General features: G+C 68.0%; 24 protein-coding genes. 6 read left to right on the top strand and 18 right to left on the bottom strand.

The features are described from left to right. Positions 1–23 precede the first annotated feature (23 nt). The 9 genes from IB269_RS15635 to IB269_RS15595 form a co-directional block, all read right to left on the bottom strand. On the bottom strand, positions 24–569 hold the full coding sequence (locus IB269_RS15635) for a PepSY domain-containing protein (RefSeq protein ID WP_016445999.1): 546 nt from the start codon (positions 567–569) through the stop codon (positions 24–26). A gap of 142 nt (positions 570–711) precedes the next feature. Beyond that, positions 712–1,923 (bottom strand): tryptophan synthase subunit beta, encoded by a 1,212-nt coding sequence (gene trpB, locus IB269_RS15630; protein ID WP_192367600.1) that lies wholly within the window; start codon positions 1,921–1,923, stop codon positions 712–714. Positions 1,924–2,384: 461 nt separating this feature from the next. Continuing rightward, entirely contained in the window at positions 2,385–3,281 is an 897-nt protein-coding gene (gene mmsB / locus IB269_RS15625; protein WP_192367599.1) for a 3-hydroxyisobutyrate dehydrogenase, read from the bottom strand. A gap of 37 nt (positions 3,282–3,318) precedes the next feature. After that, positions 3,319–3,798 (bottom strand): DUF488 domain-containing protein, encoded by a 480-nt coding sequence (locus IB269_RS15620; protein WP_192367598.1) that lies wholly within the window; start codon positions 3,796–3,798, stop codon positions 3,319–3,321. A 22-nt stretch (positions 3,799–3,820) separates the two neighbouring features. Further along, positions 3,821–4,285, bottom strand: coding sequence for a TfoX/Sxy family protein (locus tag IB269_RS15615; RefSeq protein ID WP_192367597.1), 465 nt, complete (start codon positions 4,283–4,285; stop codon positions 3,821–3,823). A 23-nt stretch (positions 4,286–4,308) separates the two neighbouring features. Beyond that, a complete protein-coding gene (locus tag IB269_RS15610) occupies positions 4,309–5,475 on the bottom strand; it encodes an acyl-CoA dehydrogenase family protein (protein WP_016446004.1) in 1,167 nt (388 codons plus the stop codon). Between the two features lie 101 nt (positions 5,476–5,576). Then, entirely contained in the window at positions 5,577–5,978 is a 402-nt protein-coding gene (locus tag IB269_RS15605; RefSeq protein ID WP_052151730.1) for a lysozyme inhibitor LprI family protein, read from the bottom strand. A gap of 61 nt (positions 5,979–6,039) precedes the next feature. Next, positions 6,040–7,563 (bottom strand): CoA-acylating methylmalonate-semialdehyde dehydrogenase, encoded by a 1,524-nt coding sequence (locus IB269_RS15600; RefSeq protein ID WP_192367596.1) that lies wholly within the window; start codon positions 7,561–7,563, stop codon positions 6,040–6,042. Between the two features lie 190 nt (positions 7,564–7,753). Then, positions 7,754–8,293 (bottom strand): MarR family winged helix-turn-helix transcriptional regulator, encoded by a 540-nt coding sequence (locus tag IB269_RS15595; RefSeq protein ID WP_225614156.1) that lies wholly within the window; start codon positions 8,291–8,293, stop codon positions 7,754–7,756. A 122-nt stretch (positions 8,294–8,415) separates the two neighbouring features. Between IB269_RS15595 and IB269_RS15590 the strand changes: the two genes are divergently transcribed. Then, positions 8,416–9,396, top strand: a complete 981-nt coding sequence (locus IB269_RS15590) for a tripartite tricarboxylate transporter substrate binding protein (protein ID WP_043781939.1) — start codon at positions 8,416–8,418, stop codon at positions 9,394–9,396. A gap of 50 nt (positions 9,397–9,446) precedes the next feature. After that, entirely contained in the window at positions 9,447–10,685 is a 1,239-nt protein-coding gene (locus IB269_RS15585) for a flavin-dependent oxidoreductase (RefSeq protein ID WP_192367594.1), read from the top strand. Between the two features lie 14 nt (positions 10,686–10,699). Here IB269_RS15585 and IB269_RS15580 read toward each other — a convergent pair whose 3' ends face one another. The 5 genes from IB269_RS15580 to IB269_RS15560 form a co-directional block, all read right to left on the bottom strand. After that, positions 10,700–11,737, bottom strand: a complete 1,038-nt coding sequence (locus tag IB269_RS15580; RefSeq protein ID WP_192367593.1) for a Bug family tripartite tricarboxylate transporter substrate binding protein — start codon at positions 11,735–11,737, stop codon at positions 10,700–10,702. Positions 11,738–11,853: 116 nt separating this feature from the next. Then, the gene (maiA, locus tag IB269_RS15575; RefSeq protein WP_192367592.1) at positions 11,854–12,495 is read right to left on the bottom strand and encodes a maleylacetoacetate isomerase; all 642 of its coding nucleotides are present in this window, start codon (positions 12,493–12,495) and stop codon (positions 11,854–11,856) included. Between the two features lie 19 nt (positions 12,496–12,514). Beyond that, positions 12,515–13,222 (bottom strand): fumarylacetoacetate hydrolase family protein, encoded by a 708-nt coding sequence (locus tag IB269_RS15570; protein ID WP_192367591.1) that lies wholly within the window; start codon positions 13,220–13,222, stop codon positions 12,515–12,517. 38 nt (positions 13,223–13,260) lie between these two features. Then, positions 13,261–14,298 (bottom strand): cupin domain-containing protein, encoded by a 1,038-nt coding sequence (locus IB269_RS15565; protein ID WP_192367590.1) that lies wholly within the window; start codon positions 14,296–14,298, stop codon positions 13,261–13,263. Between the two features lie 16 nt (positions 14,299–14,314). Next, complete coding sequence (locus IB269_RS15560) at positions 14,315–15,523, bottom strand: 3-hydroxybenzoate 6-monooxygenase (protein ID WP_192367589.1); 1,209 nt, start codon at positions 15,521–15,523, stop codon at positions 14,315–14,317. 204 nt (positions 15,524–15,727) lie between these two features. Here IB269_RS15560 and IB269_RS15555 point away from each other — a divergent pair, with 204 nt between their 5' ends. From IB269_RS15555 to IB269_RS15540, 4 genes are all read left to right on the top strand, one after another. Continuing rightward, the gene (locus tag IB269_RS15555) at positions 15,728–16,264 is read left to right on the top strand and encodes a MarR family winged helix-turn-helix transcriptional regulator (RefSeq protein ID WP_012205532.1); all 537 of its coding nucleotides are present in this window, start codon (positions 15,728–15,730) and stop codon (positions 16,262–16,264) included. A 14-nt stretch (positions 16,265–16,278) separates the two neighbouring features. Beyond that, positions 16,279–17,181: a LysR family transcriptional regulator gene (locus IB269_RS15550; RefSeq protein ID WP_192367588.1), complete on the top strand. Its 903-nt coding sequence runs from the start codon at positions 16,279–16,281 to the stop codon at positions 17,179–17,181. Positions 17,182–17,208: 27 nt separating this feature from the next. Then, entirely contained in the window at positions 17,209–17,511 is a 303-nt protein-coding gene (locus IB269_RS15545) for a HigA family addiction module antitoxin (RefSeq protein ID WP_192367587.1), read from the top strand. A 114-nt stretch (positions 17,512–17,625) separates the two neighbouring features. Next, entirely contained in the window at positions 17,626–18,684 is a 1,059-nt protein-coding gene (locus IB269_RS15540) for a patatin-like phospholipase family protein (protein ID WP_016446015.1), read from the top strand. Between the two features lie 21 nt (positions 18,685–18,705). Here IB269_RS15540 and glyA read toward each other — a convergent pair whose 3' ends face one another. The 4 genes from glyA to IB269_RS15520 form a co-directional block, all read right to left on the bottom strand. Further along, positions 18,706–19,980 (bottom strand): serine hydroxymethyltransferase, encoded by a 1,275-nt coding sequence (glyA, locus tag IB269_RS15535; protein ID WP_192367586.1) that lies wholly within the window; start codon positions 19,978–19,980, stop codon positions 18,706–18,708. Positions 19,981–20,026: 46 nt separating this feature from the next. After that, positions 20,027–21,253 (bottom strand): aspartate aminotransferase family protein, encoded by a 1,227-nt coding sequence (locus IB269_RS15530; protein ID WP_192367585.1) that lies wholly within the window; start codon positions 21,251–21,253, stop codon positions 20,027–20,029. 69 nt (positions 21,254–21,322) lie between these two features. Continuing rightward, the gene (locus tag IB269_RS15525; protein ID WP_096916217.1) at positions 21,323–22,174 is read right to left on the bottom strand and encodes a YggS family pyridoxal phosphate-dependent enzyme; all 852 of its coding nucleotides are present in this window, start codon (positions 22,172–22,174) and stop codon (positions 21,323–21,325) included. 4 nt (positions 22,175–22,178) lie between these two features. Further along, positions 22,179–23,435, bottom strand: a complete 1,257-nt coding sequence (locus tag IB269_RS15520) for a benzoate/H(+) symporter BenE family transporter (protein ID WP_192367584.1) — start codon at positions 23,433–23,435, stop codon at positions 22,179–22,181. Positions 23,436–23,604: the final 169 nt, after the last annotated feature.

Below are 23,604 nucleotides of genomic sequence, written 5' to 3'. Positions count from 1 at the left end.
CGCTGTCGGGTTGGGGTCGAGACTCAGTCCTTCTTGGCCCGGATGACTTCGCCGCCCACGGCGTCGATCTTGACTTCCATGAGCGTGCCGTTGGCCTGCAGCACTTCGACCTGGTAGCTGGTCTGGCCCCAGTGGGAGTCCAGTTCCGCGCTGACGGGCGTGCCGGGGGTGTGGCGGGTGGCGGCCTGTATGGCTTGCTCTATGGTGGATTTGGCCTTTTCCAGGCGCTGGCGGTCCTTGCGCTTGGCGGCGCCGTCATTCTTGTGCTGGGCGGCCTGGCCGGTGATGGCGTTGACCCAGACTTCCACGCTGTCGCCGGCCGGGGTGATGACTTCGATTTCGTAGCGCGGGCCCATGCCGTCGCCGTCGTCCAGCTGGGCTTCGATGGCCTTGCCGGGCACGGCCTGGGTGGCGCGGGTGATGGCCTGTTCCAGCGGGATCTTGGCCTGGCTGGTGATGGTCTGCCATTCAGCCACCGATTTGGCTGCGGCGGGCAGGGCGGCGGTGGCGCAGGTCAGGGCCAGGGCGATGGAGAGGGCGGCGGTGCGTGCGAACGGGGCAGGCTTCATGGGTGTGGCTCCTTCCGGAAATGGGGTTGGACAAGACAACGGTCGGGGCCATTGTCTCTACCGTCCCGGAGAGCGGTTGTCGGAGAGGGCGCCCTTTGCCCCCTCCGGCGTGCTGCGGTTTGATCCAGCGCAGGCTTTGCGTTCAGAGGCCCAGCACCTTGGCCACGTAGTCGGCGTCCTTGTCGCCCCGGCCCGAGAGGTTGATGAGGATGTGCTGGTCCTTGGGCAGGCCGGGCGCCACGCGCATGGCCCAGGCCACGGCGTGGGCGCTTTCCAGGGCGGGGATGATGCCTTCCACGCGCGACAGCTGCATGAAGGCGTCCAGGCATTCCTTGTCGGTGACGGATTCGTACTGCACGCGGCCCAGGTCCTTGAGGTAGCTGTGCTGCGGGCCCACGCCCGGATAGTCCAGGCCCGAGGCAATGCTGTGCACGGCAGCCGGCGTGCCGTCTGCGTTTTCCAGTACGTAGCACTTCATGCCGTGGATTTCACCGGGCTTGCCCATGCTGAGGGTGGCTGCGTGGCGGCCGGGCTTGTCCGTGCCTTCGCCCGAGGGCTCCACGCCGACGAGCTTGACCGAGGCATCGCCCAGGAAGGCCGTGAAGATGCCCATGGCGTTGGAGCCGCCGCCCACGCAGGCTGCCACATGGTCGGGCAGCTTGCCGTGTTTGGCCTGGAATTGCTCGCGCGCCTCGCGGCCGATGATGCTCTGGAAGTCGCGCACCATCATCGGAAACGGGTGGGGGCCGACCACGGAGCCGATGGCGTAGATGTAGTCGGTGGGGTTGGTGAGGTATTCCTCGAAGGCGCTGTCCACGGCTTCCTTGAGCGTGGCCGCGCCGCGCGTGACGGGCACGAGCTTGCAGCCCAGGATGCGCATCTTGGTGACGTTGGGGTGTTCCTTCTCGATGTCCACCTGTCCCATGTGGATCTCGCAGGGAATGCCCACCAGCGCGCAGGCCGTGGCCAGGGCCACGCCGTGCTGGCCGGCGCCGGTTTCTGCGATGACCTTCTTCTTGCCCATGAACTTGGCCAGCAGGGCCTCGCCCAGGCAGTGGTTGATCTTGTGGGCGCCGGTGTGGTTGAGGTCTTCGCGCTTGAGGTGGATCTGTGCGCCGCCGAGCTGCTCCGACAGGCGCCGCGCGTGGAAGATGGGGCTTGGGCGGCCCACGTAGTCGGCGAAGAGCTGGGCCAGTTCCTGCTGGAAGTCTTGGCGTTTGGTGATTTCGGCGTAGGCGGTGTTGATGTCGTCCATGGCCTGCTTGAGGTGGGGCGGGACCAACTGGCCGCCGTAGGGGCCGAAGTAGCCTTCCTCGGTGGGCATGGAGGCGAAGGTGGGGGGCGTAGTGGTCATGGTTGCTGGCGGGTGTTCTGTGGAATGGCTGATGGTGGCGGTGGCAGCTTACGTAGGGCTGCCATGGGTCTGAAGAGAGAAAACCCCGGTCGGGGTTTCTTGTTTTTGACCCTGCCGGGTGGTTGTTTTTCGAGGCCGGGTTTCGGCCCGGCAGCCGACCTACCTTTCTTTGATTCGTCAAAGAAACGTAGGCCAAAGAAAGACGACCCGAATGCCCGCGACCCCTTCGCTGCGCTGCGGGGCAACCTGCGTCGGGCCGCCTGCGGGGTCCGCCGCAGAACTCACTGCGCGCTGCGCGCTCCGTTCAGACAACTGCGGCGAGTCAGTTGACGAGGCAGTCCTTGTCCTGCGGCAGGACTGCAACCCCGCAGGCGGCCCGACGCAGGCGCGGGCATACGGGATTGAGGGGTGCGGGTGCGGGTGCGGGTGCAGGGCATTGCCCGCTGGCCTGAGCCTGGCGGTCAGCCGTTCTTTTGCAGGGAGCGGATGACGCTGGAGAAGTCCAGGGCGCCGTTGCCGGCGATGGAGTGCATGGCGTACATGGCGCGGGCCATGCCGCCCAGCGGCGTGGAGGCCTTGACGGCCATGGCGTTTTCCTGGGCCAGGCCCAGGTCCTTGAGCATGAGGTCGGTGCCGAAGCCGCCTGCGTAGTTCTTGGAGGCGGGGGCGTTTTCGTGGACGCCGGGGAAGGGGTTGTATTTTTCCAGGGCCCAGTTGCCGCCCGAGCTGCGGCGCATGATTTCGCTGAGGACCTTGGGGTCCAGGCCGTTGGCCACGCCCAGGGCGATGGCTTCGCTGGTGCCGATCATGAGGATGCCCAGCAGCATGTTGTTGCAGATCTTGGCGGTCTGGCCCGCGCCCACGGCTCCGGCGTGGAAGATGTTGGCGCCCATTTTTTCGAGCAGGGGGCGGGCGCGCTCCAGGTCGGCGTCGCTGCCGCCGACCATGAAGGTGAGGGTGCCTGCAATGGCGCCGCCCGTGCCGCCGGAGACGGGGGCGTCGATGAAGGCGATGCCTGCGGCCTGTGCGGCCTTGGCGACCTTTTGGCTGGTGGCGGCGGCGATGGTGGAGCTGTCGATGATGAGCGCGCCCTTGGCAATGCGCTGGAGCAGGCCGGCCGCGCCGTCACGGCCGAGGAAGAGGCCTTCCACGTGCTGGCTGGCGGGCAGCATGGAGACCACGGCTTCGGCGCCCTGCACGGCGTCCTCGGCGCTGGCGGCAATGGCCAGGCCTTCGGCGGCGACCTTGGCGCAGGCGTCCTTGGAGAGGTCGAAGGCCTTGACCGTGTGGCCGGCCTTGTGCAGGTTGATGGCCATGGGGCCGCCCATGTTGCCGAGTCCGATGAATGCGATCTGCATGTGCTTGTCTCCTGTGTTGTGAAGCTTGTGGTGTGTCTCAGTGGACCGTGTCGTCGGTGTACTTTTCGCCGGGGTTCATGTCGCCGGTGTCCTTGTCACCGTTCGCGATGTCGGCGCCGCGTTCCTTGAGCAGGGAGCGCAGGATGCCGCGATGGCAGCGCGCCTCCTGCTCGCAGTAGCAGCCGATGGCGAAGGCGCTGTGCTGCGAGAGGGCGGCGAGCAGGTCCAGGGTGCGGCTGGCGGCGGGGTCGGCCATTTCCTTGCGGAATTTGCGCACGAACTGCTGCCAGAGCTTGTCTGCCTCGGCCTGCTGGCCGTGGTCCTGCAGCCGGTGCGATTCGAGCGCGGTGTGCATGGTGTCGGGCTGGGGCGATAGTTCGGGGTACCAGACGTCGTAGTAGTCGCGGCTGGCGAATTCGGCCTTGGGCACGCCGCGCGGCGGGCGGCGCACGGTGCCTATGCGCAGGCCTTCATCGGCGTGGCGGGGGCTGCCTAGCTGGACGATGCGGATGGGCATGGGGCTCTCCTGCAAAGGGGGCTTATTCGTCGCCGAAGATGGGGTGCTTGCGTGTGCGGCGCCCGGCCGGGGCGGGCGGCGCTGGCGGTGTCTTTGTGTCGGTGGGCGCGGGTTCGCTGGCCTTGGCCTTGCGCTTTTTCGGCGGCGTGGCCTTGGCGTGGGGGTTGAAGGCCAGGGCCTGGGCAATCCAGTGCTGCCACTGCTGGCGCGTGGCGTAGGCGGCGGGGCCGATGAAGAAGTAGCCGTCCATCTGGCCCTTGGACGAGAGCGGGCGCAGGCCCGGCGTCTCGGCCACGGCGGCGTGCTGCGAAGGCGGCAGCCGCACCAGCAGTTCGTCGTCTTCCACGCCCAGGCACAGCTTGCCGTTGACCATGAAGACATGGCAGCCGAACATGCGCTTTTCCTGCACGTCGTCGCAGCCGGCCAGGGCTTCGCGCACGGCGTCTATGAGATGCAGCGTGGTGTCGGAGAGCGGGCGGGCGGGCATGGTGCGGGCTGGATGTGGATGAGTCAGCGGATCATGTCCGGCGCATCGCCTTCCAGCATGCGCCGCGCGATGATGACGCGCATGATTTCGTTCGTGCCTTCGAGGATCTGGTGCACGCGGGCATCGCGCATGAGGCGCTCCAGCGGGTATTCGCGGATGTAGCCGTAGCCGCCGTGCAGCTGCAGGGCTTCGTTGCAGACCATGAAGCCGGCATCGGTGGCAAAGCGCTTGGCCATGGCGCAGTAGGTGGAGGCGTCGCGCGCACCGGCATCGAGCTTGGAGGCGGCCAGGCGCACCATCTGGCGCGCGGCCACGAGTTCGGTGGCCATGTCGGCCAGCTTGAACTGCAGGGCCTGGAAGCTGGCAATGGGCTTGCCGAACTGCTTGCGCTCGTGCATGTATTGCTGGGCCTGGGTGAGCGCGCCCTGGGCGGCGCCCACGGAGCAGGTGGCGATGTTGATGCGCCCGCCGTCCAGGCCCTTCATGGCGATCTTGAAGCCTTCGCCCTCGCGGCCCAGCAGGTTCTGGGCAGGGATGCGCACGTTGTCGAAGCTGATGACGCGCGTGGGCTGGCTGTTCCAGCCCATTTTTTCTTCCTTCTTGCCGTAGCTGATGCCGGGCAGGTCGGCAGGCACGGCAAAGGCGGAGATGCCGCTGGCGCCCGAGCCTGCGTCGCCCGTTCTGGCCATCAGCACCAGCATGTCGGTGCTGCCCGCGCCGCTGATGAAGGCCTTGGCGCCGTTGATGATGTATTCATGGCCCGCAAGCTCGGCCCGGGTCTTGAGCGAGCCGGCGTCCGAGCCCGCGCCGGGCTCGGTCAGGCAGTAGCTGGCCAGCTTGCGGCCGCTGGTCAGGGCCTCGCCCCATTCGGCGCGCACGGCGTCGGTGGCCCAGGTGCCCAGCATCCAGGTGGCCATGTTGTGGATGGTGATGAAGGCGGTGGTGGAGGGATCGACGGCGGCCAGTTCCTCGAAGACCATGGTGGCATCCAGGCGCGGCAGTTGCAGGCCGCCGGCGTTCTCGGGCGCGTACAGGCCGCAAAAGCCCAGTTCGCCCGCCTTGGCGATGGCCTCGCGCGGGAAGATGGATTCACGGTCCCAGTGCGCGGCATGGGGCGCGAGTTCGGCCTGGGCAAAGGCGCGGGCCGATTCGGCAAAGGCGCGCTGGTCGTCGTTGAGTTCGAAGTCCATGGCTGGCTTGTCTCCTGCGTTGGGCTCTGGGGCCCTTGTTGTTCTGGGGGGGCTTTCGGGGCCTGTGGGCGCCTGTCGATGCCTGTCGGTGCGTGCGGCGGTCAGTGCTGCAGCCAGCGCTCCAGCGCCTGCATGCGCTCCTGTGTCGCGGCCGTGAGGCATTCGTGGTACAGGCGCGGGCCTTCGGGCTGGGTTTCGCTGTCGCGCGTGGCGGCCTTGCAGCGCGCCGTGCGGCCCTTGATCCAGCCGTTCTGGTCGTGGCGCAGGCCCGTGCGCTTGCCCTGGGGCAGTTGCTGCATGACGTCCAGGTAGCGGATGTTGAGCGCGGTGTCGGCCTCCTGGAAGGCCTGGACCGCGCAGGCATTGCGGCTGGCGGCGGCGGTGGAGGCCGGGTCGCAGGCTGCACCGGCCTGCGCGTGAAGGGTCAGGGGCAGGGCGGCCAGGGCGGTGAGCAAGGCGGCACCCAGGCCCCGGGAGAGGGAGGCGGTCATTGGAAAACGCATGCCGCCATCATCCCAGAGCCGGGGCCTGCCCCGGATCAATCCAGGCCCGCCCACCCGTGCATCAGCGCAGGCTGATGGTGGTGTTCACGCCCTGGCTGGTGGTGCTGTCGTCGAACCAGCGCGCCGTGACGGTCTTGGTCTGCGTGTAGAACAGCACGACCTGCTTGCCGTAGGGGCCCAGGTCGCCCAGCTTGGAGGCGCGGCTGCCCGTGAAGGAGAACAGCGGAACCGGCACGGGAATCGGCACGTTGATGCCGACCTGGCCCACGTCGATGTCTTCCTGGAACTTGCGCGCCGCCGCGCCCGACTGCGTGAAGATGGCCGTGCCGTTGCCGTTGGGGTTGGCGTTGATGAACTCGATGGCCTCGTCCAGGCTCTCGGCAGCCGCCAGGCAGAGCACGGGGCCGAAGATTTCCTGGTCATACACGCTCATGCCGGGCTTGACGCCGCTGAACACGGTGGGGCCGACGAAGTTGCCCTTGTCGTAGCCGGCCACCTGGGGCTTGCGGCCGTCCAGTTCCAGCTTGGCGCCGTCGGCCATGCCGCGTTCGATCAGGCTTTCCACACGCGACAGCGCCGCACAGGACACCAGCGGGCCCACGTCGGTGCCGGGCTCGGTGCCGCCGCTGACCTTGAGGGTCTTGGACTTTTCCACCAGCTCGGGAATCCACTTCTGTGCATCGCCCACCAGCACGGCCACCGACAGCGCCATGCAGCGCTGGCCTGCCGCGCCGAAGGCTGCGCCCAGCAGGGCGTTGAGCGTTTGCTCCTTGTTGGCGTCGGGCATGACGATGGCGTGGTTCTTGGCGCCCATCATGCATTGCACGCGCTTGCCGGCCAGGCTGGCACGGTTGTAGACATGGGTGCCGACCTTGGTGGAGCCCACGAAGCTGATGGCCTTGATGTCGGGGTGATCGCAGATGGCGTTGACCACGTCCTCGCCGCCGTGCACCACGTTCAGCACGCCGGGCGGAATGCCGGCTTCCAGCGCCAGCTCGCACAGGCGCATGGTGACCATGGGGTCCTGCTCGGAGGGCTTGAGCACGAAGGTGTTGCCCGTGGCGATGGCCATGGGGAACATCCACAGCGGAATCATGGCCGGGAAGTTGAAGGGGGTGATGCCCGCGCACACGCCCAGCGGCTGCAGCACGGAATAGGTGTCCACGCCGTTGGCCACGTTGTTGGCCAGCTCGCCCAGCTGCAGCGAGCCGATGTTGGCCGCATGCTCCACCACTTCCAGGCCGCGGAAGACATCGCCTTCCGCGTCAGGCAGGGTCTTGCCCTGTTCGGCGGTCAGCAGGGCGGCCAGCTCCTTCATGTTCTCGCGGATCAGCTGCTGCAGCTTCAGGAAGATGCGGGCGCGCTGGCCAATGGGGGTCTTGCGCCAGGTCTTGAAGGCTTCCTTGGCGTTGGCGACGGCGGCGTTGACCTCGTCAGGCGTGGCAAATGGCACGCGGGCCAGCACTTCCTGCGTGGCCGGGTTGACCACATCGCGCCATTGGGTGCTTTGGGATTCGACCAGCTTGCCGTTGATCAGCAGCTTGACCGTGGGCGCCAAAACCTTGGCGGACGTGGATGCATTCATGGCTTGTCTCCTGTTGCGGTGGTGTCAGCCCGGCATGCGTGCGCCGGGCGTTCATCGCATGGTAGCTGTGCGGTTTTTCGCAAGCAATGGAGATATGTGCAGTATTCATGTGCGTTTTTGCACAGGCTGGCGCAAAAAAGAGCATGGCCTGCGGCAGGCGCAGGCCATGCTGGTTCAGGCGGTCAGCGGCTCAGTCCGTGCCGGTGGCCGGCAGGCGGGCGTCGTCGGCAGGAGCAGGAGGCTGAACGGCGCGGGCGCCGGGCTTGCGCAGCGGCTCCAGCTTCACGCGGGCATTTGCGCCCAGGCCGGACTCCAGCTTGGCCAGCAGGCGCAGCAGCTCCTGCAGCTCGCCGTCCTCCAGCGGGGACACCAGGCGGTGGTAGGCCTGGTCCACCAGCGGCACGCTGGCGGCCAGAAGGGCGCGGCCCTTGTCGGTCAGCGTCAGTTCGTGCTGGCGGCGGTCGCGCGTGCTCAGGGCGCGGTGCACGTATTCGCGCTCTTCCAGCCCGCGCACCAAGCGCAGCGTGGTCACCTTGTCAAAGCCCATGGCGCGCGCCAGGGAGCTTTGGTCGGAGCCGGGGGAGGCGTCGATCAGGACCAGGGCGCCGTACTGTGGCGGCGTCAGTCCCAGGGGGCGGCATTGCTCTTCAAAAATGCCGACCGAAATCTGGTGGGCGCGCCGCAGCAAAAAGCCAGGGCGCTGATATAGCGGCAGTGGTGCAGGCGTCATCGTGTCCATATGCGTCTAGTATTCTTGCAGAAGTGTCCAGTATTCATTCGATTTCCACCAATTGTGCCCATTTTGGTGCATGATTACCATGCGTTTGCATGCTAACTACAAAAGAGGTCTACATGCGAAATTTTGTTGGCAGACGGCAATTTTTGAAGACGAGCGGATTGGGAGTATTGGGTTTACCCGTAGCAGGTGCCATCGCCAGTACCGAGAGTGTGCCTCTGAAATTGATTGTGCCTTTCACTCCGGGGACTGGAATCGACACGATAGCGCGAACCATCGGACCTTTGCTGGCCAAGCGCCAGGGCCGGCCCGTGGTGGTGGAGAACAAGCCGGGCGCCTCTGGAAATATCGGCACCGAGGCCGTTGTGCGCTCGCCCGCCAATGGCCAGACGCTTTTGGTGACAGTGAATACCCTGGTGATGAATGCATCGCTGTATCCCAAATTGCCATTCAATCCGCTGACAGACCTCGAACCTGTGACGCTGACCAGTTGGGGGCAGTTGATTTTGGTGACGCCCACGGCCTCGGCCTATCAGACGGCGGCCGATCTGGTGAAGGCCGCCAAGGCCTCGCCGGGCCGCATCAATTACGCCTCGCCGGGAGTGGGCACTCCGCACCATATGGCGATGGAGCTTTTCAAGAGCACGGCCGGGGTGTCGATCACGCACATCCCGTATCGCGGAACAGGGCCGGCGCTGACCGACCTGCTGGGCGGCCAGGTGGAATGCATGTTCCTGCCCATTCACGTGGCCCTGGTGCACGTGAAGGCCGGCAAGCTGCGCGCGCTGGGCATTGGCAGCCACCAGCGCCACCCGCTGCTGCCCGATGTGCCCACGCTCAAGGAGGCCAAGGCGGGCGATGTGAACGTGGATATGTGGTACGGCGTGTTTGCGCCGGCCGGCATGCCGGCGGACCAGGTCGATGCCCTCAATCGCGAGATCCGCGCGATTTTGGCGTCGGAGGAAGTCCGGCATGCCTTCGCGCCCCAGGGCATGGATCCGGCCGGCAGCACGCCGGCCGAGTTCAAGGCCCTGGTGCAAAAGGACGCCCGGCGCTGGGCCGATCTGGTCAAGGCGCGGGGGATTACCGCCGAGTAGGCGGGACGGGCGCCCAAGGCGCCCCTGGAGAAAGCATGGAGAGTCAGCGGATGAAAGTAGCGATCGTGGGGGGCGGCATCGGAGGCCTGTGCCTGGCATTGGCCCTGCATCAAAGAGGCATTGCCTGCGAAGTCTTCGAGGCCGTGCCCGAGGTCCGCGAGATCGGCGCGGGCATTACCCTGCTGCCGCATGCCATGCGCGAACTCAGCGACCTGGGCCTGCAGCCGCAGCTGGAGGCCCAGGCGATCGAGAACCTGGAAAGCGTGTTCTTCAACCGCTATGGCCAGTTCGTCTACCGCGAGCCGCGCGGCCGCCATGCGGGCTACGAGCTGCCGGAGCTGGGCATCCACCGTGGCCGCCTGCACCGCGTTCTCTTCGAGGCAGCCGTGCAGCGCCTGGGCCCGGGTGCCGTGCACACGGGCCACCGCTGCGTGCGCGTGGACCAGTCGGCCCATGGCGCCACCGTGCATTTCGCGCCGGATGCGCAGGGCCATGTGCCGCCGTCCGCCACGGCCGACATCGTCGTGGCCTGCGATGGCGTCAACTCCGCCGTGCGGCGCCAGTTCTATCCGCAGGAGGAGCTGGCCTTCGGCGGCATCAACACCTGGCGCGGCGTCTCGCGCTTCAAGCCCATCCTGACGGGCAAGAGCTATCTGCGCATCGGCTCGGTCGATACCGGCAAGATGGTGATCTATCCCATCGAGGACAACGTCGACGGCCAGGGCATGCAGCGCATCAACTGGGTGGCCGAGATCCGCGACCCGCAGATGCGCATGAACGACTGGAACCGCGCAGGCCGCATGGAGGATGTGCTGGAGATTTTTGGCGGCTGGACCTTCGACTGGCTGGATGTGCCGGCCCTGATCCGCTCGGCCGAGACCATCTTCGAGTACCCCATGGTGGACAAGGACCCCGTGGACCAGTGGAGCTTCGGCCGCGTGACCCTGCTGGGCGATGCCGCCCACCCCATGTATCCGCGTGGCTCCAACGGCTCGGCCCAGGCCATGCGCGATGCGCGGGTGCTGGCCGACCTGCTGGCCGCCGACCCGCAGGGCGACCCGCTGGCGCTGCTGGCCGCCTATGAGGCCAGCCGCCTGCCCGCCACCAGCCAGGTGGTGCTGACCAACCGCTCCACGCCGCCCGACTTCATCATCATGAAGGCCGACGAGCTCAGTGGCGGCCAGCCCTTCGGCCATATCGACGAGCTGATCAGCCAGGACGAGCTGCGTGCCATTGCCCGCCATTACGAGCAGGTGGCGGGGTTTGCGAATCCGCAGTCCCAGGGTTGAGGCAGGCGGCGGGCTCAATCCAGGCTGATATTCGCCTTCTGGATCAGCAGCTTGTACTGGTCCGCCTTGGTCCTGGCGAATTTCTCCATCTCCGGCACCTCCCAGGTGATGGGCTGGAAGGCGAAGGTGGCGAATTTCTCGCGCACCTGCGGATCCTGCAGCACGGCGACCACGTCGGCATGGATCCTGTCGCGCAGGGCGGCGTCCACGCCCTTGGGCGCCAGCAGGGAGACGAAGGAGTTCACGATCAGGTCGGCGGGGCCGCCCGATTCGGCCACGGTGAGCACGTCGGGCATCTGGGCGATGCGCTGGGGTGCGGCCACGGCCAGGTAGCGGATCTTGCCGGATTTGTAGATGCCCTGGCTGGAGGGAATGCTGGCAAAGCTCCAGGCCGGGTCGCCATTGGCCACCGAGGTGTAGAGCTGGCTGACCTCGCGGTAGGGAACGTGGGTCATCTTGCTGCCGGTCAGGAAGTCCAGCCATTCGCCGCCCAGGTGGCCGGGGCTGCCCACGCCCCAGGAGCCGTAGCTGACCTTGCCGGGCTCCGACTTGGCCGCCTTGATCAGGTCGCCCATGCTCTTCCAGGGCGAGTTCGTGGGCACGGCCACGAAAAAGGGCGTGAGGAACAGCGGCGCCACCGGGTCGAAGTGCTGCAGCGGATGGAAGTTGCGCTGCTTGTAGAGGTAGGGCAGGGCGGAGACATGTTCGCTGTCGAGCTGCAGCAGCGTGTAGCCGTCGGGCTTGGCGCGGCGTGCGGCTTCGATGGCGACAAAGCCGCCGCCGCCTGGGCGGTTGTCCACGGTCACGCCCTGCTTCCAGCGGGCGGAAAGCTTTTCGCCCACGATGCGCAGCACGGCGTCAGGGCCGCTGCCCACGGCAAAGGCCGTGATCACGGTGACGGGGCGCGTGGGAAAGCTGGCGGTGCTGCTGGAGCCTGCCTGCGCCCAGGCGCAATGCAGCGGGGCGATGGAGGCCAGCAGCAGGGCGGCGCCTGCAAGGGCCTTGTGGCGGGAGGGGGCGGCGCCGAGGCGGCTGGATGGGGATGCTTTCACAGTCTGTCTCCTGTTGGATCTGCTTTTTTCACTGCTTGCAATGCCCCGGTCCTTCTGGCGAGGACTCGGGGCGGGGCGGGGCTGCCGGCAAAGGCGCGGCGGGGTTCAGGCGAGGTTCAGCCGGCGTCAGGCTGGGCCAGGGGCGCGGCCTGCGCAAAGGCGGGCAGGGCCGCGCAGGCCCTGTCCACAGCGCTGATCAGCGGCCAGCGGTCCAGGTCCACGCCAAAGCGGCGTGCGCTTTCGACCTGGGGCACCAGGTAGACATCGGCCAGCGTGGGTGCGTGGCCGAAGCAGAAGTCGCCGCGCTGCGTGTCGCGTGCCAGCAGGGCCTCGATGGCGTCGAAGCCGTCGGCAATCCAGGTGGCGCACCAGGCGTTGATGGCGGCCTCGTCCGCACCGAACTGGCGACGCAGGGTCTGCAGGATGCGGCGGTTGTTGATGGGATGCACGTCGCAGCCCACGATGGCGGCCAATGCGCGCACCTGGGCGCGGTCCTCGGGGTCGGCGGGCAGCAGCGGCGGCTCGGGGTGGCGGTCCTCCAGCCATTCGATGATGGCCGGCGACTGGATCAGCGTGCGGCCATCGTCCAGCGTCAGCGCGGGCACCAGGCCCTGCGGGTTGACCTGCTTGAACGGCGCCTGGGCCTGCTCGTCCACGCGCAGGTCAACGGGGAAGTAGTCAGGGCGCAGGCCCTTGAGGTGGAGCGCGATGCGCAGGCGGTGCGAGGTGCCGCTGCGGAAAAAGCTGTAGAGCTTCATGGTGGTGGTCTCCCCGGTCTTATTCAGGCTGGCCCACGGTGAGCGCGATCTCGCCCACGCCCTGCACATGGCCCGTGATGCGGTCGCCCGGCAGCACGGCGCCCACGCCCTCGGGCGTGCCTGTGTAGATGAGGTCGCCGGGCTGCAGGTGATAGAACAGCGAGAGGTCGGCAATGATTTCGCGGATGTTCCAGATCAGCTTGTCCACGTCGGACTGCTGCTTTGTCTCGCCATTGACGGCCAGTGCAATGGCGCCGGATTCGATCACCTGGCCCGGCATGGGCACGATCTCGCTGGCCACCGAGGACTGCTCCACGTCCTTGCCCAGGTCCCAGGGCCGGCCCTTGTCGCGCGCCGCCAGCTGAAGGTCGCGGCGCGTCATGTCCAGGCCGCAGGCGTAGCCGTAGATGTGTTCATGCGCCTGGTCTGCCGCAATGCGAAAGCCCGCCTTGCCGATGGCCACCACCAGTTCCATCTCGAAGTGGTAGTTGTTCGTCTCGGGCGGGTAGGCCACGGTGGCACCCGATTCGGTCAGCGTGGAGGGCGCCTTGGTGAAGTAGAAGGGGCGCTCCACGCTCTTGTCCACCGGGCGGCCCATTTCGACGGCATGGGCGTGGTAGTTGCGGCCCACGAAGAACAGGCGGTTCACGGGCAGGCGCTGCGTGCTGCCGCGCACGGGCAGGGATTGGACGGGGGGCGGGGTCCAGAGGTATTGGGGGGCGGTCATGGTATTGGCGATGGGGGAGTAAAGAGACATCGGAGGATTCAAGGCCGGACTTCGTAGAGGCCCAGCTTTCGGTGCAAAGGCGCCTCGTCGGCCAGGAAGAGGAAGGCGGGCTCGCTGGCGCTGGCATTGGCCAGCGTGGCGGGCGCCCAGCCGGGCACGCAGCAGGTGTCGGCCGGGGCCAGGTCGAAGTGGCGGTCCACGGCGGCCACGCTGGCGCCGCCCTCGATGACGTGGAACACGCAGGCCGGCGAGCGCGCGGGCAACTGCAGCGTCTGGCCCGGGCGCAGCATCAGCGCGTAGAAGCCCAGGATGTTTTCGCAGTCGGCCCCGGTTTCGGGGTTGGTGTAGGCCAGCTGCACGCAGTCCAGGTCCGGCCGGTCGGCGGCCAGTTCCAGCAGCGCGGCGCGCGCGTCCTTCCAGGGGTAGCGCAGCATGGGGTAGGCCTTGGCGTTGCGGGCGAACACCTGCGTGGGTGCCAGGCCGCCGCGCGCATACGCCCGGTCGCCACGGCCGGGCAGGGCGGGCTGGCGCGGGCCGTCCACGTGGTAGGTGACTTCCAGGTAGTAGGCCAGGGGCAGGTCCAGCACATCGAGCCAGATCACGGGCTCGTCGCCGTCGTGGCCATGCTCGTGCCACAGGCCCGTGGGCGTGAGGATCAGGTCGCCGCGCTCCATGGGGCATTTCTCGCCGTCGACCAGGCTCCATGCGCCCTGGCCTTCCACCACCATGCGCACGGCATTGGGCGTGTGGCGGTGCGAGGGCGCCCACTCGCCGGGCAGCAGCAGCTGCATGCCCAGGTAGATGGAGGAGCTGGCCTGCATCTTCTCCAGCCCATGGCCGGGGTTGGCCAGCACCAGCACGCGGCGCTCGGCTTTTTCGATGGGCGTCAGCTCGCCGGCCTGCATCAACAGCGGGCGGATGGCCTGGTAGGGCCAGGCAATGGGCTGGGTGCGCGGGCGCGGCGTGTGCGGCGGCATCACGTTGCGCAGGCTGGGCCATAGCGGCACCAGGTTGTTGCGCGTGAGTTCGTCGCGGTAGTCCTGGGGCAGGTCTTCCAGGCGGCCAAGTTCTTGCATGGCGGTCTCCTTGTGTTCAGTCTTCGGCGAGGCAGGTTTCGGCCTTCCAGCCGTACAGCCATTCCATGGCGTCGTAGAAACGCTGGGGCGTGCGGCCCTTCCAGAGGTCGTTGCGCACCAGGCGCTCCACACCGCTGGCGTGGAAGATGCGGCCCATCTCGCGCGCGGACAGCACCACGCGCGCCGTGCGGGCGATGCGCGAGCGCTCGTACAGCCGCAGCGCCTGCGGCCAGTCGTTGCCGCAGCGCTTGAGCGCCTGGCCCAGCGTCACCGCGTCTTCCAGCGCCATGCAGGCGCCCTGGGCGATGTACTGCAGGGTAGGGTGGGCCGCATCGCCCAGCAGCGTGGCGCGGCCGAAGCTCCACTGGCCAATGGGCTCGCGGTCGGCCGTGGCCCAGCGCTTCCAGCTTTTGGGCAGGTCTATGAGCTGGCGCGCGCGCGGGCAGCAGTCGCTGTAGTAGCTTTGCACCTCTTGGCGGCTGCCTTCGCGCACGCCCCATTCCTCCTGCTCGCGGCTGTGGAAGGTGACGACCACGTTGTACTGCTCGCAGCCGCGCAGCGGGTAGTGCACCAGGTGGTAGTTGGGGCCGACCCAGATGCTGGCCGCGTTCCAGCGCAGGTCTTCGGGGAAGTCGTTCTTCTCCACCACGGCGCGGTACACCACATGGCCGGAGACACGCGCCGCATCGCCCACGTACTGCTGGCGTACCACGGACTTCACGCCATCGGCGCCGATCAGGGCCTGGCCCACATGGACCTGGCCGTGCTGGTCGCGCACGGTGACGGTGTCACCCTCCTGCTGCACGGCTTCGATGCGGGCGCCCGTCAGCGTCTCGATTTGACCGTGGGCGCGCGCGCCTTCGAGCAGCGAGGTGTGGATGTCGGCGCGGTGGATCACCGCATACGGGTTGCCGAAGCGGGCGCGAAACGCCTCGCCCGTGGGAATGCGGCCGACCAGTCGTTCATCGAGCGCGTCGTGCATCACCATCTCGTCGGTATAGACGGCGCGGCCCCGGGCCAGCTCGCCAATGCCCAGCGCGTCGAAGGCCGCGAATGCGTTGGGCCCCAGCTGTATGCCAGCGCCGATCTCGCCCAGCTGCGGCGCCTGCTCCAGCACCTTGACGGCGAATCCCTGGCGCGCCAGGGCCAGCGCGGCCGCCACGCCGCCAATGCCGCCGCCTGCCACAAGAACGGGCAGCGCCCGGGAAGAAATGCTGGTGCTCATGGATGTCCTGTGCTTCGTGGTGCGTGTCGCCAGCCTGCAGGTCAGCTGCGTCGCGACTAATTAAACAGTATGCTGACGATAAGTGTAGTGTTGATTTGCATCAGCCCAGCCTGGGGTTTCCCTGGATGCAGGCAAAACGGTGATGGATAGCGTGTTCAGTTGAATCACCTGTCTGCCAGCCAAGGCCAACGGAGGGCGCGGTTCATGCGAACATCTGCGCTTGCCCGCAGGGACCCGGAAAAGAGCGCAATGGCCATGGACTACCAACCCGCAGAACTAGAAAACTACCCCGGCTACCACATCCGCCGCCTGCAGCAGATCGCGGTAGCCGTCTTCATGGAGGAGACCCAGGAATTCGGCGTGACCCCCGTGCAGTACGCGGCGCTGTCGGCCGTGCTGCGCCAGCCCGGCGTGGACCAGCGCACGCTGGCGCGGATGATCGGCTTCGATACCTCGACCATTGGCAGCGTCATCGACCGGCTGGAGGCGCGCGGCCTCATGGTGCGCAACACCAGCCCGGCCGACCGGCGCGTGCGCCTGCTGTCCGTCACCGCAGAAGGCGCCGCGCTGCTGGCCGCTGCCGAGCCCTCGGTGCTGCGGGCCCAGCAGCGCATGCTGGAGCCGCTGCCGCAGGAGCAGCGGGGCCTGTTCATGGACATGATGGCCGTCCTGGTGCGGCAAAACGACGAGCTGGCGCGTGCGCCCAGCACGCTGGCCGCGCGCCGCGCCGCTGCCGACTGAGGCGGCTTTGACCCATGGACTGGGACCACCTGAGATTCTTTGGCGAGCTGGCGCGCAGCGGCAGCATGGCCGCCGCCGCGCGGCAACTGGGCGTGGAGCACACCACGGTGTCGCGCCGCATCCAGGCCCTGGAAAAGCAGCTGGGGGCCGTACTCTTCGAGCGCGAAGCGGGCCAATGGCGGCCCACGGAGGCCGGCCGACAGCTGCTGGGCGTGGCAGACGCCATGCAGCGCGCCGCCGCCGGGCTGGAGCGCATGCCGCTGACGGCGGAATCCACCAGCCAGGGTCCGTCGGGCCTGGTGCGCGTGGGCGCCACCGAGGGCTTCGGCACCCAGCTGCTGGCCCCGCAGCTGGCCGCGCTGACGCAGCGCCATCCGCTGCTGAGCATCGACCTGCTGGCCCTGCCGCGCCTGCTGCACCTGTCGCGGCGCGAGGCCGACATCGTCATCTCGCTGGAGCGTCCCACGCGCGGCTCGGCCGTGGTCACCAAGCTCACGGACTACCGGCTCTTCCTCTACGGCCAGCGCGAATACCTTGCGCGCCGCCCGCTGGTGGCGCGCACCGAGGACCTGCGCCACCACAGCTTCATCCACTATGTGGACGACCTGCTGTTCACGCGCGAGCTGCAGCTGCTGTCCACCCTGTTCCAGCCCGAGCGCTTTGCCTTTCGCAGCACCAGCATCACCGCCCAGTACGAGGCCGTGCGCGCCGGCGCCGGCCTGGCCGTGCTGCCCGCCTTCATCGCCGACCGCGACCCCGTGCTCAGCCGCGTCCTGCCCGCCGAGGCCTGCTTCACCCGCACCTTCTGGATGAGCATGCCCTCGGATGCCCGGCAGGTTCAGCGCATCGAGGCGGTCTGGGGGTTTTTGCGGGAGGCTGTGCAGGGGATGCGGGAGTTGCTCAGTCCCCGGAGTTGAAGTGGCCCGAAACTGAAAGGAGTGCACATGTCGCGTGAAATCAGGCTACCGCACCCAGGAGAAATCCTGATGCAGGAGTGGCTCGAACCCATGGGCCTGAGCCAGTACGCGTTGGCAAAGGCCATCGATGTTCCGCCCCGGCGCATCAACGAGATCGTGAAGGGCATGCGCGGCATCACGGCGGATACGGCGCTGCGCCTTGCGGTCTTCTTTGGCACGGACGCGCAAAGCTGGCTCAACCTGCAGTCCGACTACGACCTTGCCGAAGCCCGCGATGCCATGGCGGACGTGCTGGCGCGAATCCGGCGGTTTGAGCCCTCGCATCCCTGAGCGACTTCAGGATGCCCTCTGCCGCCCGCAGCATGATGCGTCGCCGGCGGTGGTTTGCCCCTGCCGCTATACTGCCCGCCCCGAATCTCGTCATCCGACAGCAGGATCCCTGGCATGCGCCTCCAAGCCCTTTTGCGTCCACTGGTGTACCTGAGCCTGGCGGGGCTGGCCGCTTGCGGCAGCAACCCGCCCAGCCCCTCGGCGGCCACGCCCGAGTCCACGCCCACCGCGCCGGGCACGCCCGTGGCGCCCATCAGGATCGGTCTGGCCCTGGGCGGCGGGGCCGTGAAGGGCTTTGCCCATATCGGCGTCATCAAGATGCTGGAAGCCAATGGCCTTGCGCCTGCGGTGGTGTCCGGCACCAGCGCGGGCAGCGTGGTGGGGGCGCTGTATGCGAGCGGCATGAACGCCTTCGAGCTGCAGGAAAAGGCCGTTGCGCTGGATGAGACCAGGATCCGCGACCTGCAGCTGTCCTCGGGCGGCCTGCTGGTGGGGCAGAAGCTGGAAGACTATGTGAACGAACAGGTGGGCCGCAAGCCGCTGGAGCAGCTGGCCAAGCCCTTCGTGGCCGTGTCCACGCGGCTGGAAGACGGCGAGCGCACCGTGTTCGCGCGCGGCAATACGGGGCAGGCGGTGCGTGCCTCCAGCAGCATTCCGGGTGTGTTCCAGCCCGTGGCCATCGGCAAGTTCCACTTCGTCGATGGCGGCATCACCAGCCCCGTGCCCGTGGACGCCGCGCGCCAGCTGGGCGCCGACCTGGTGATCGCCGTGGACATCTCCAACAAGGCCCGTGGCAAGGCGCCCGAGAACATGCTGGGCGCCCTGGGCCAGTCCATTGCCATCATGGGCCAGAAGCTGGGCCAGGCCGAACTGGCCCGCGCCGACATCACCATCCGCCCCAAGGTGCTGGACATCGGCCCGGCCGACTTCACCCAGCGCGCCAGCGCCATTCTTGAGGGCGAAAAGGCCGCCGTGGCCGCCATGCCCCAGATCCGCGAGCGCATCGCCCAGTTGCAGGCCGAGCGCGCCAAGGCCGCGAAGCTGGCCCAGCAAAAGGCGGCCGAAGCCCAGCACCAGGCCTGCCTGGATCAGCGCTCGCGCATGCAGAAGCTGGCGGAGATGGCGGGGATGGATGGCGCCTGCGCCAACCCCAACCTCAACGCCAACCCCTGATCCACCACGGCTGCGCGCGGGCTATCCGTACACCGGATAGCGGGCGCAAAGCTCCGTCACCTGCTCCCTGACCTGCGCCGCCACCTTGGCAAAGCGGGCGCCTTCCTGCGCATCCAGCGCATCGAGCACATCGCACAGCCAGCCGGCCAGCTGTTCGCACTGCGCCTGGCCGAAGCCGCGCGTGGTGACGGCGGGCGTGCCTATGCGCAGGCCCGAGGTCACGAAGGGCGAGCGCGGGTCGTTGGGCACGGTGTTCTTGTTGGTGGTGATGTGCGCCTCGCTGAGCGCGGCGTCGGCGTCCTTGCCGGTGTAGCTGCGGTCGGACAGGTCGATCAGCATCAGGTGGTTGTCCGTGCCGCCCGAGACGATGCGGTAGCCGCGCTGCTGGATCACGGCGGCCATGGCGCGGGCGTTGGCCAGCACCTGGCGCTGGTAGGTCTTGAAGCCCGGCTGCAGCGCCTCCTTGAAGGCGACGGCCTTGGCGGCGATCACATGCATCAGCGGCCCGCCCTGCACGCCGGGGAACACGGCCGAGCTCAGGCGGCGGTTGAAGGTTTCGTCCTGTCCCTTGGACAGGATCAGGCCGCCGCGCGGGCCCCGCAGCGTCTTGTGCGTGGTGCTGGTGACCACATGCGCGTGGGGCAGGGGGCTGGGGTATTCGCCCGCGGCCACCAGGCCTGCCACATGGGCCATGTCCACCCAGAACACGGCGCCCACCTTGTCGGCAATGGCGCGCATGCGGGCCCAGTCCTTGTGGCGCGAGTAGGCAGAGAAGCCGCCGATGAGCATGCGGGGCCGGTGCTCCACGGCGATGCGCTCCATTTCGTCGTAGTCGATCAGGCCCGTGGCGGGGTCCAGGCCGTAGGGGACGATGCGGTAGTGGCGGCCCGAGAAGTTGGACGGGTTGCCATGCGTCAGGTGACCGCCCTGGGCCAGGTTCATGCCCATGACGGTGTCGCCGGGCTGGGCCAGCGCCAGGAACACGGCGGCATTGGCCTGGGCGCCGGCATGGGGCTGCACGTTGGCGTAGTCGCAGTCGAACAGCGCCATGGCGCGTTCCACGGCCAGGCGCTCGGCCACGTCCACGTTCTCGCAGCCGCTGTAGTAGCGCTTGCCGGGGTAGCCCTCGGCGTACTTGTTGGTGAAGACCGAGTTCTGCACCGCCATCACCAGCGGGCTGGCGTAGTTTTCGGAGGCGATGAGTTCCACATGGTCTTCCTGGCGGCGTTTCTCGCTCTGGATGGCCTTGGCCAGCTGCAGGTCGAAGTCGGCCAGGGTCAGGGATGCGTCGTACATGGGTGAGTGGTTCCTGTATGGGGGCAAGGGCTGTAGGGAGCGATGGTCATGCAGCCGCCAGCTGGCCTGCGGCGGGTGCGCCTGCCTGCGCGGCGCTGGCCGGCTCCAGCAGGCAGGCCACGCGGGCGACGATGTCGTCGATCTGGCGCTCGTCGCATATCAGCGGCGGCAGCAGGCGGATGGTGGATTCGCGCGTCACCGTAATCAGCAGGCGCTGCTGGGCCAGCGCGCGGCCCACCAGGTCCTGGCAGTTGCGGTTCAGCTCGATGCCCACCATCAGGCCCTGGCCGCGCACGGCCAGCACGTCGGGGTGGCCGTGCAGCGCCTGCTGCAGGCCGTTGAGCAGGCGCCGGCCCAGTTGCCTGGCGCGGCCGGGGATGTCCTCGCTCTCCATGATGTCCAGCACCGTGCAGCCCACGCGGCAGGCCAGGGGGTTGCCGCCAAAGGTGGAGCCATGCTGGCCGGGCGAGATCAGGTCGGCCGCAGGCCCGCGCGCCAGGCAGGCGCCGATCGGAATGCCGTTGCCCAGGGCCTTGGCCAGGGTCATCACATCGGGGGCGATGCCCGCGTGCTGGTGGCCGAACCAGGCGCCGGTGCGTCCCAGGCCGGTCTGGATCTCGTCGAGCATCAGCAGCCAGCCGTGCCGGTCGCACAGGCTGCGCAGCTGGCGCAGGTAGTCGGGGCTTGCCAGGCGGATGCCGCCTTCGCCCTGCACGGGCTCGATCAGCACGGCCACGATGTCGCCATGCTGGGCGGCGGCGTGGTGCACGGCCGCGATGTCGTCATAGGGCACGCGCACAAAGCCCGGCATCAGCGGCTCGAAGCCGCGCTGCTTGGCCGGGTTGCCGGTGGCCGACAGCGTGGCCAGCGTGCGGCCGTGAAAGCCGTTGTCCATCACCAGGATCTGCGGCCGCGCCACCTGCCTGCGGTGGCCGTGCAGGCGCGCCAGCTTGAGCGCGGCCTCGTTGGCCTCGGCGCCGGAGTTGCAGAAAAAGGCCGTCTCCATGCCGGCCAGGGTGCACAGGCGCTGGCCCAGGCGTTCCTGCCAGTCGATGCGGAACACGTTGGAGGTGTGCAGCAGCAGGCCGGCCTGCTCGGCGATCACGGCGGCGATCTCCGGGTGCGCGTGGCCCAGGGCGATCACTGCCACGCCGGCAATGGCGTCCAGGTATTCGGTGCCGTGCTCGTCCCACAGCCGGGCTCCACGGCCACGAACGAAGGACACGGGCTGGCGGGCATAGGCCTTCATCAGGCGGGAATCAAGGGGTTGCATGGCTTTTTGCATGTCAAGGTCCTCAAGCGGGGTCAGGGTTGAAGCGAAAAGGGGGGCGAGGGGGCGCGTTCATGGCAGTGCCAGGGCGGCAGGATCGGGGCCGCCTGCGGGCCAGTAAAAGCTGTCCGGCTGGGCGCGGGCGCCGAAGATGGCCTGGCCCACGCGCACCACGGTGGCGCCTTCCTCGATGGCGATCTCGAAGTCGCCGGACATGCCCATGGACAGCTCATCCAGCGAGATACCCGCCGGCGCGCTCTGGCGCAGCTGGTCGCGCAGGCGGCGCAGCAGCACGAAGCACTGGCGCACGCGCTCGGCCTCGCTGGAGAACAGGGCCAGCGTCATCAGGCCGCGCACGCGCAGCGCACTGAAGGCGGGCAGGGCCTGGACAAATCCCTGCACCTCGTCGGGCGGCAGGCCGTACTTGCTGGCCTCGCCCGAGGTGTTGACCTGCACGAACACGTCCAGCGCCCGGCCTTCGGCCTGCAGGCGGCGGTCCAGCGCCTCGGCCACGCGCAGGTTGTCCAGCGCCTGGAACTCGCTGGCAAAGCGTGCCACCAGCCTGGCCTTGTTGGTCTGCAGGTGGCCGATGACGGACCACTGCAGATCGGCCAGGTCCTGCATGGCCTCCCACTTGCCGAAGGCTTCCTGCACCTTGTTCTCGCCCAGCATGCGGCAGCCCGCCGCGTGGGCCAGGCGCAGGCTGGACTCGGGCTTGGTCTTGCTCACGGGCAGCAGGCGCACGCTGGCCGGGTCGCGCCCCGCGCGGCGGCAGGCAGCGGCCATGCGCGCCTGCACGGTGGCCAGGTTGTGCCGGAAATCGTCCACCGTCTCGGCCTGGGGGTAGCGGCCGTGCTGGTCGTGGCGGGTCAGGGTGTCGGCGGCTTGGGCGGTGCCGCCGGTGGTGTCTTGTGTCGCAAGCATGGTTTCAGCTCCTTTTGATGGCGGCATCGGCGGCGGGCACGTTGCCGGTGCCCGCCTCGCTGCGGGCGGCCCGGCGCGGCCACTGGCCGTTGAGCACGGCATGGGCGACCAGGCCGATGACCAGGCCCCAGAAGGCGCCGCCTATGCCCAGCATGGAAATGTTGGCGGCGGCGGCCAGGAAGGTGATCAGCGAGGCCTCGCGGGTTTTGGCATCGGCCAGCGCATTGGCCAGGCTGCCGCCGATGGTGCCCAGCAGCGCCAGACCCGCCAGCGTGGTGATGAAGGTGGCCGGGAACGCCATGAACACGGCCGCCAGCGTGACGCCGAACACGCCCACCAGGATGTAGAACACGCCCGCAGCGATGCCCGCGATCCAGCGCCTGGACGGCTCTTCATGCGCCTCCTTGCCCGTGCAGATGGCGGCCGTGATGGCGGCGATGTTGAAGGCGTGCGAGCCGAACGGCGCCATCAGCAGCGAGCCCAGGCCCGTCAGCGTGACGATGGGGTTGGCGCTGGTCCTGAAGCCGTCGTTGCGCAGCACCAGCATGCCGGGCATGTACTGGCCGGTCAGCGTGATCAGGAACAGCGGCAGGGCCACACTCAGCAGGGCGTTGAACGTGAATTCCGGCCGCGTGAACACGGGCGCGGCAAAGCGCAGCTGCAGCCCGGACAGGTCCACACGGTCCTGCGCCAGCAGGAACGCCAGGCCCAGCGCCAGGATGCCGACCACCGCATAGCGCGCCGTCAGCCGCTTGAGCAGAACGTAGGCCACGATCAGCAGGCCGGCCAGCAACGGGTCCACGCTCATGCCGCCAAAGGCCTTGATGCCGAATTGCAGCAGGATGCCCGCCAGCAGGCCCGAGGCCACGCCGGGCGGAATCAGCCGGATAACGCGCTCGAACCAGCCCGACAGTCCCAGCACCACGAAGGCCGCGGCCGACACCACATAGGCGCCCACGGCCTCGGCATACGGCGTGGTGGCCAGGGCCGTCACCAGGAAGGCGGCGGCCGGCGTGGACCAGGCCGTGATGATGGGCTCGCGCGAGAGCCAGCTGAGCACCAGTCCGGTGACGCCCACGCCAATCGAAATCGACCACACCCACGAAGCCGTGAGTTCCGGGCTCAGGCCGGCCACCTTGGCGGCCTGGAACACCAGGATGAAGGTGCCGCCGTAGTTGACGATGACCGAGATCAGCCCGGCCACCACGGGGTGGATGAGGTCGCTGAAGCGAAGGGGTGAGTGTGTGTCTGATGAAGGCATGGTCTTCTCGTTTTCCTTGGGGGTTGGATTCCTGGCTGTCTGGGGAAAGGGGTATTTGAGCGCCGAAGTGGACTGAATGATCCATACACTTCGCTCTCTTGTTGCAGACCACTTTGCAATGGGCGCGCAGCATTTGCGTCAGTACAATGGCCTGCCAAAGAGGTGCAAT

Source organism: Delftia sp. DLF01, assembly GCF_014852125.1.
Lineage (GTDB): Bacteria > Pseudomonadota > Gammaproteobacteria > Burkholderiales > Burkholderiaceae_C > Comamonas > Comamonas acidovorans.
This window is presented reverse-complemented; position numbering and strand designations above follow the sequence as displayed.

Excerpts from the sequence above, each read along its gene's own strand:
- IB269_RS15635 (WP_016445999.1), bottom strand. The coding sequence starts at position 569 with ATGAAGCCTGCCCCGTTCGCACGCACCGCCGCCCTCTCCATCGCCCTG.
- trpB (WP_192367600.1), bottom strand. The coding sequence starts at position 1,923 with ATGACCACTACGCCCCCCACCTTCGCCTCCATGCCCACCGAGGAAGGC.
- mmsB (WP_192367599.1), bottom strand. The coding sequence starts at position 3,281 with ATGCAGATCGCATTCATCGGACTCGGCAACATGGGCGGCCCCATGGCC.
- IB269_RS15620 (WP_192367598.1), bottom strand. The coding sequence starts at position 3,798 with ATGCCCATCCGCATCGTCCAGCTAGGCAGCCCCCGCCACGCCGATGAA.
- IB269_RS15615 (WP_192367597.1), bottom strand. The coding sequence starts at position 4,285 with ATGCCCGCCCGCCCGCTCTCCGACACCACGCTGCATCTCATAGACGCC.
- IB269_RS15610 (WP_016446004.1), bottom strand. The coding sequence starts at position 5,475 with ATGGACTTCGAACTCAACGACGACCAGCGCGCCTTTGCCGAATCGGCC.
- IB269_RS15605 (WP_052151730.1), bottom strand. The coding sequence starts at position 5,978 with ATGCGTTTTCCAATGACCGCCTCCCTCTCCCGGGGCCTGGGTGCCGCC.
- IB269_RS15600 (WP_192367596.1), bottom strand. The coding sequence starts at position 7,563 with ATGAATGCATCCACGTCCGCCAAGGTTTTGGCGCCCACGGTCAAGCTG.
- IB269_RS15595 (WP_225614156.1), bottom strand. The coding sequence starts at position 8,293 with ATGACGCCTGCACCACTGCCGCTATATCAGCGCCCTGGCTTTTTGCTG.
- IB269_RS15590 (WP_043781939.1), top strand. The coding sequence starts at position 8,416 with ATGCGAAATTTTGTTGGCAGACGGCAATTTTTGAAGACGAGCGGATTG.
- IB269_RS15585 (WP_192367594.1), top strand. The coding sequence starts at position 9,447 with ATGAAAGTAGCGATCGTGGGGGGCGGCATCGGAGGCCTGTGCCTGGCA.
- maiA (WP_192367592.1), bottom strand. The coding sequence starts at position 12,495 with ATGAAGCTCTACAGCTTTTTCCGCAGCGGCACCTCGCACCGCCTGCGC.
- IB269_RS15570 (WP_192367591.1), bottom strand. The coding sequence starts at position 13,222 with ATGACCGCCCCCCAATACCTCTGGACCCCGCCCCCCGTCCAATCCCTG.
- IB269_RS15565 (WP_192367590.1), bottom strand. The coding sequence starts at position 14,298 with ATGCAAGAACTTGGCCGCCTGGAAGACCTGCCCCAGGACTACCGCGAC.
- IB269_RS15560 (WP_192367589.1), bottom strand. The coding sequence starts at position 15,523 with ATGAGCACCAGCATTTCTTCCCGGGCGCTGCCCGTTCTTGTGGCAGGC.
- IB269_RS15555 (WP_012205532.1), top strand. The coding sequence starts at position 15,728 with ATGCGAACATCTGCGCTTGCCCGCAGGGACCCGGAAAAGAGCGCAATG.
- IB269_RS15550 (WP_192367588.1), top strand. The coding sequence starts at position 16,279 with ATGGACTGGGACCACCTGAGATTCTTTGGCGAGCTGGCGCGCAGCGGC.
- IB269_RS15545 (WP_192367587.1), top strand. The coding sequence starts at position 17,209 with ATGTCGCGTGAAATCAGGCTACCGCACCCAGGAGAAATCCTGATGCAG.
- IB269_RS15540 (WP_016446015.1), top strand. The coding sequence starts at position 17,626 with ATGCGCCTCCAAGCCCTTTTGCGTCCACTGGTGTACCTGAGCCTGGCG.
- glyA (WP_192367586.1), bottom strand. The coding sequence starts at position 19,980 with ATGTACGACGCATCCCTGACCCTGGCCGACTTCGACCTGCAGCTGGCC.
- IB269_RS15530 (WP_192367585.1), bottom strand. The coding sequence starts at position 21,253 with ATGCAACCCCTTGATTCCCGCCTGATGAAGGCCTATGCCCGCCAGCCC.
- IB269_RS15525 (WP_096916217.1), bottom strand. The coding sequence starts at position 22,174 with ATGCTTGCGACACAAGACACCACCGGCGGCACCGCCCAAGCCGCCGAC.
- IB269_RS15520 (WP_192367584.1), bottom strand. The coding sequence starts at position 23,435 with ATGCCTTCATCAGACACACACTCACCCCTTCGCTTCAGCGACCTCATC.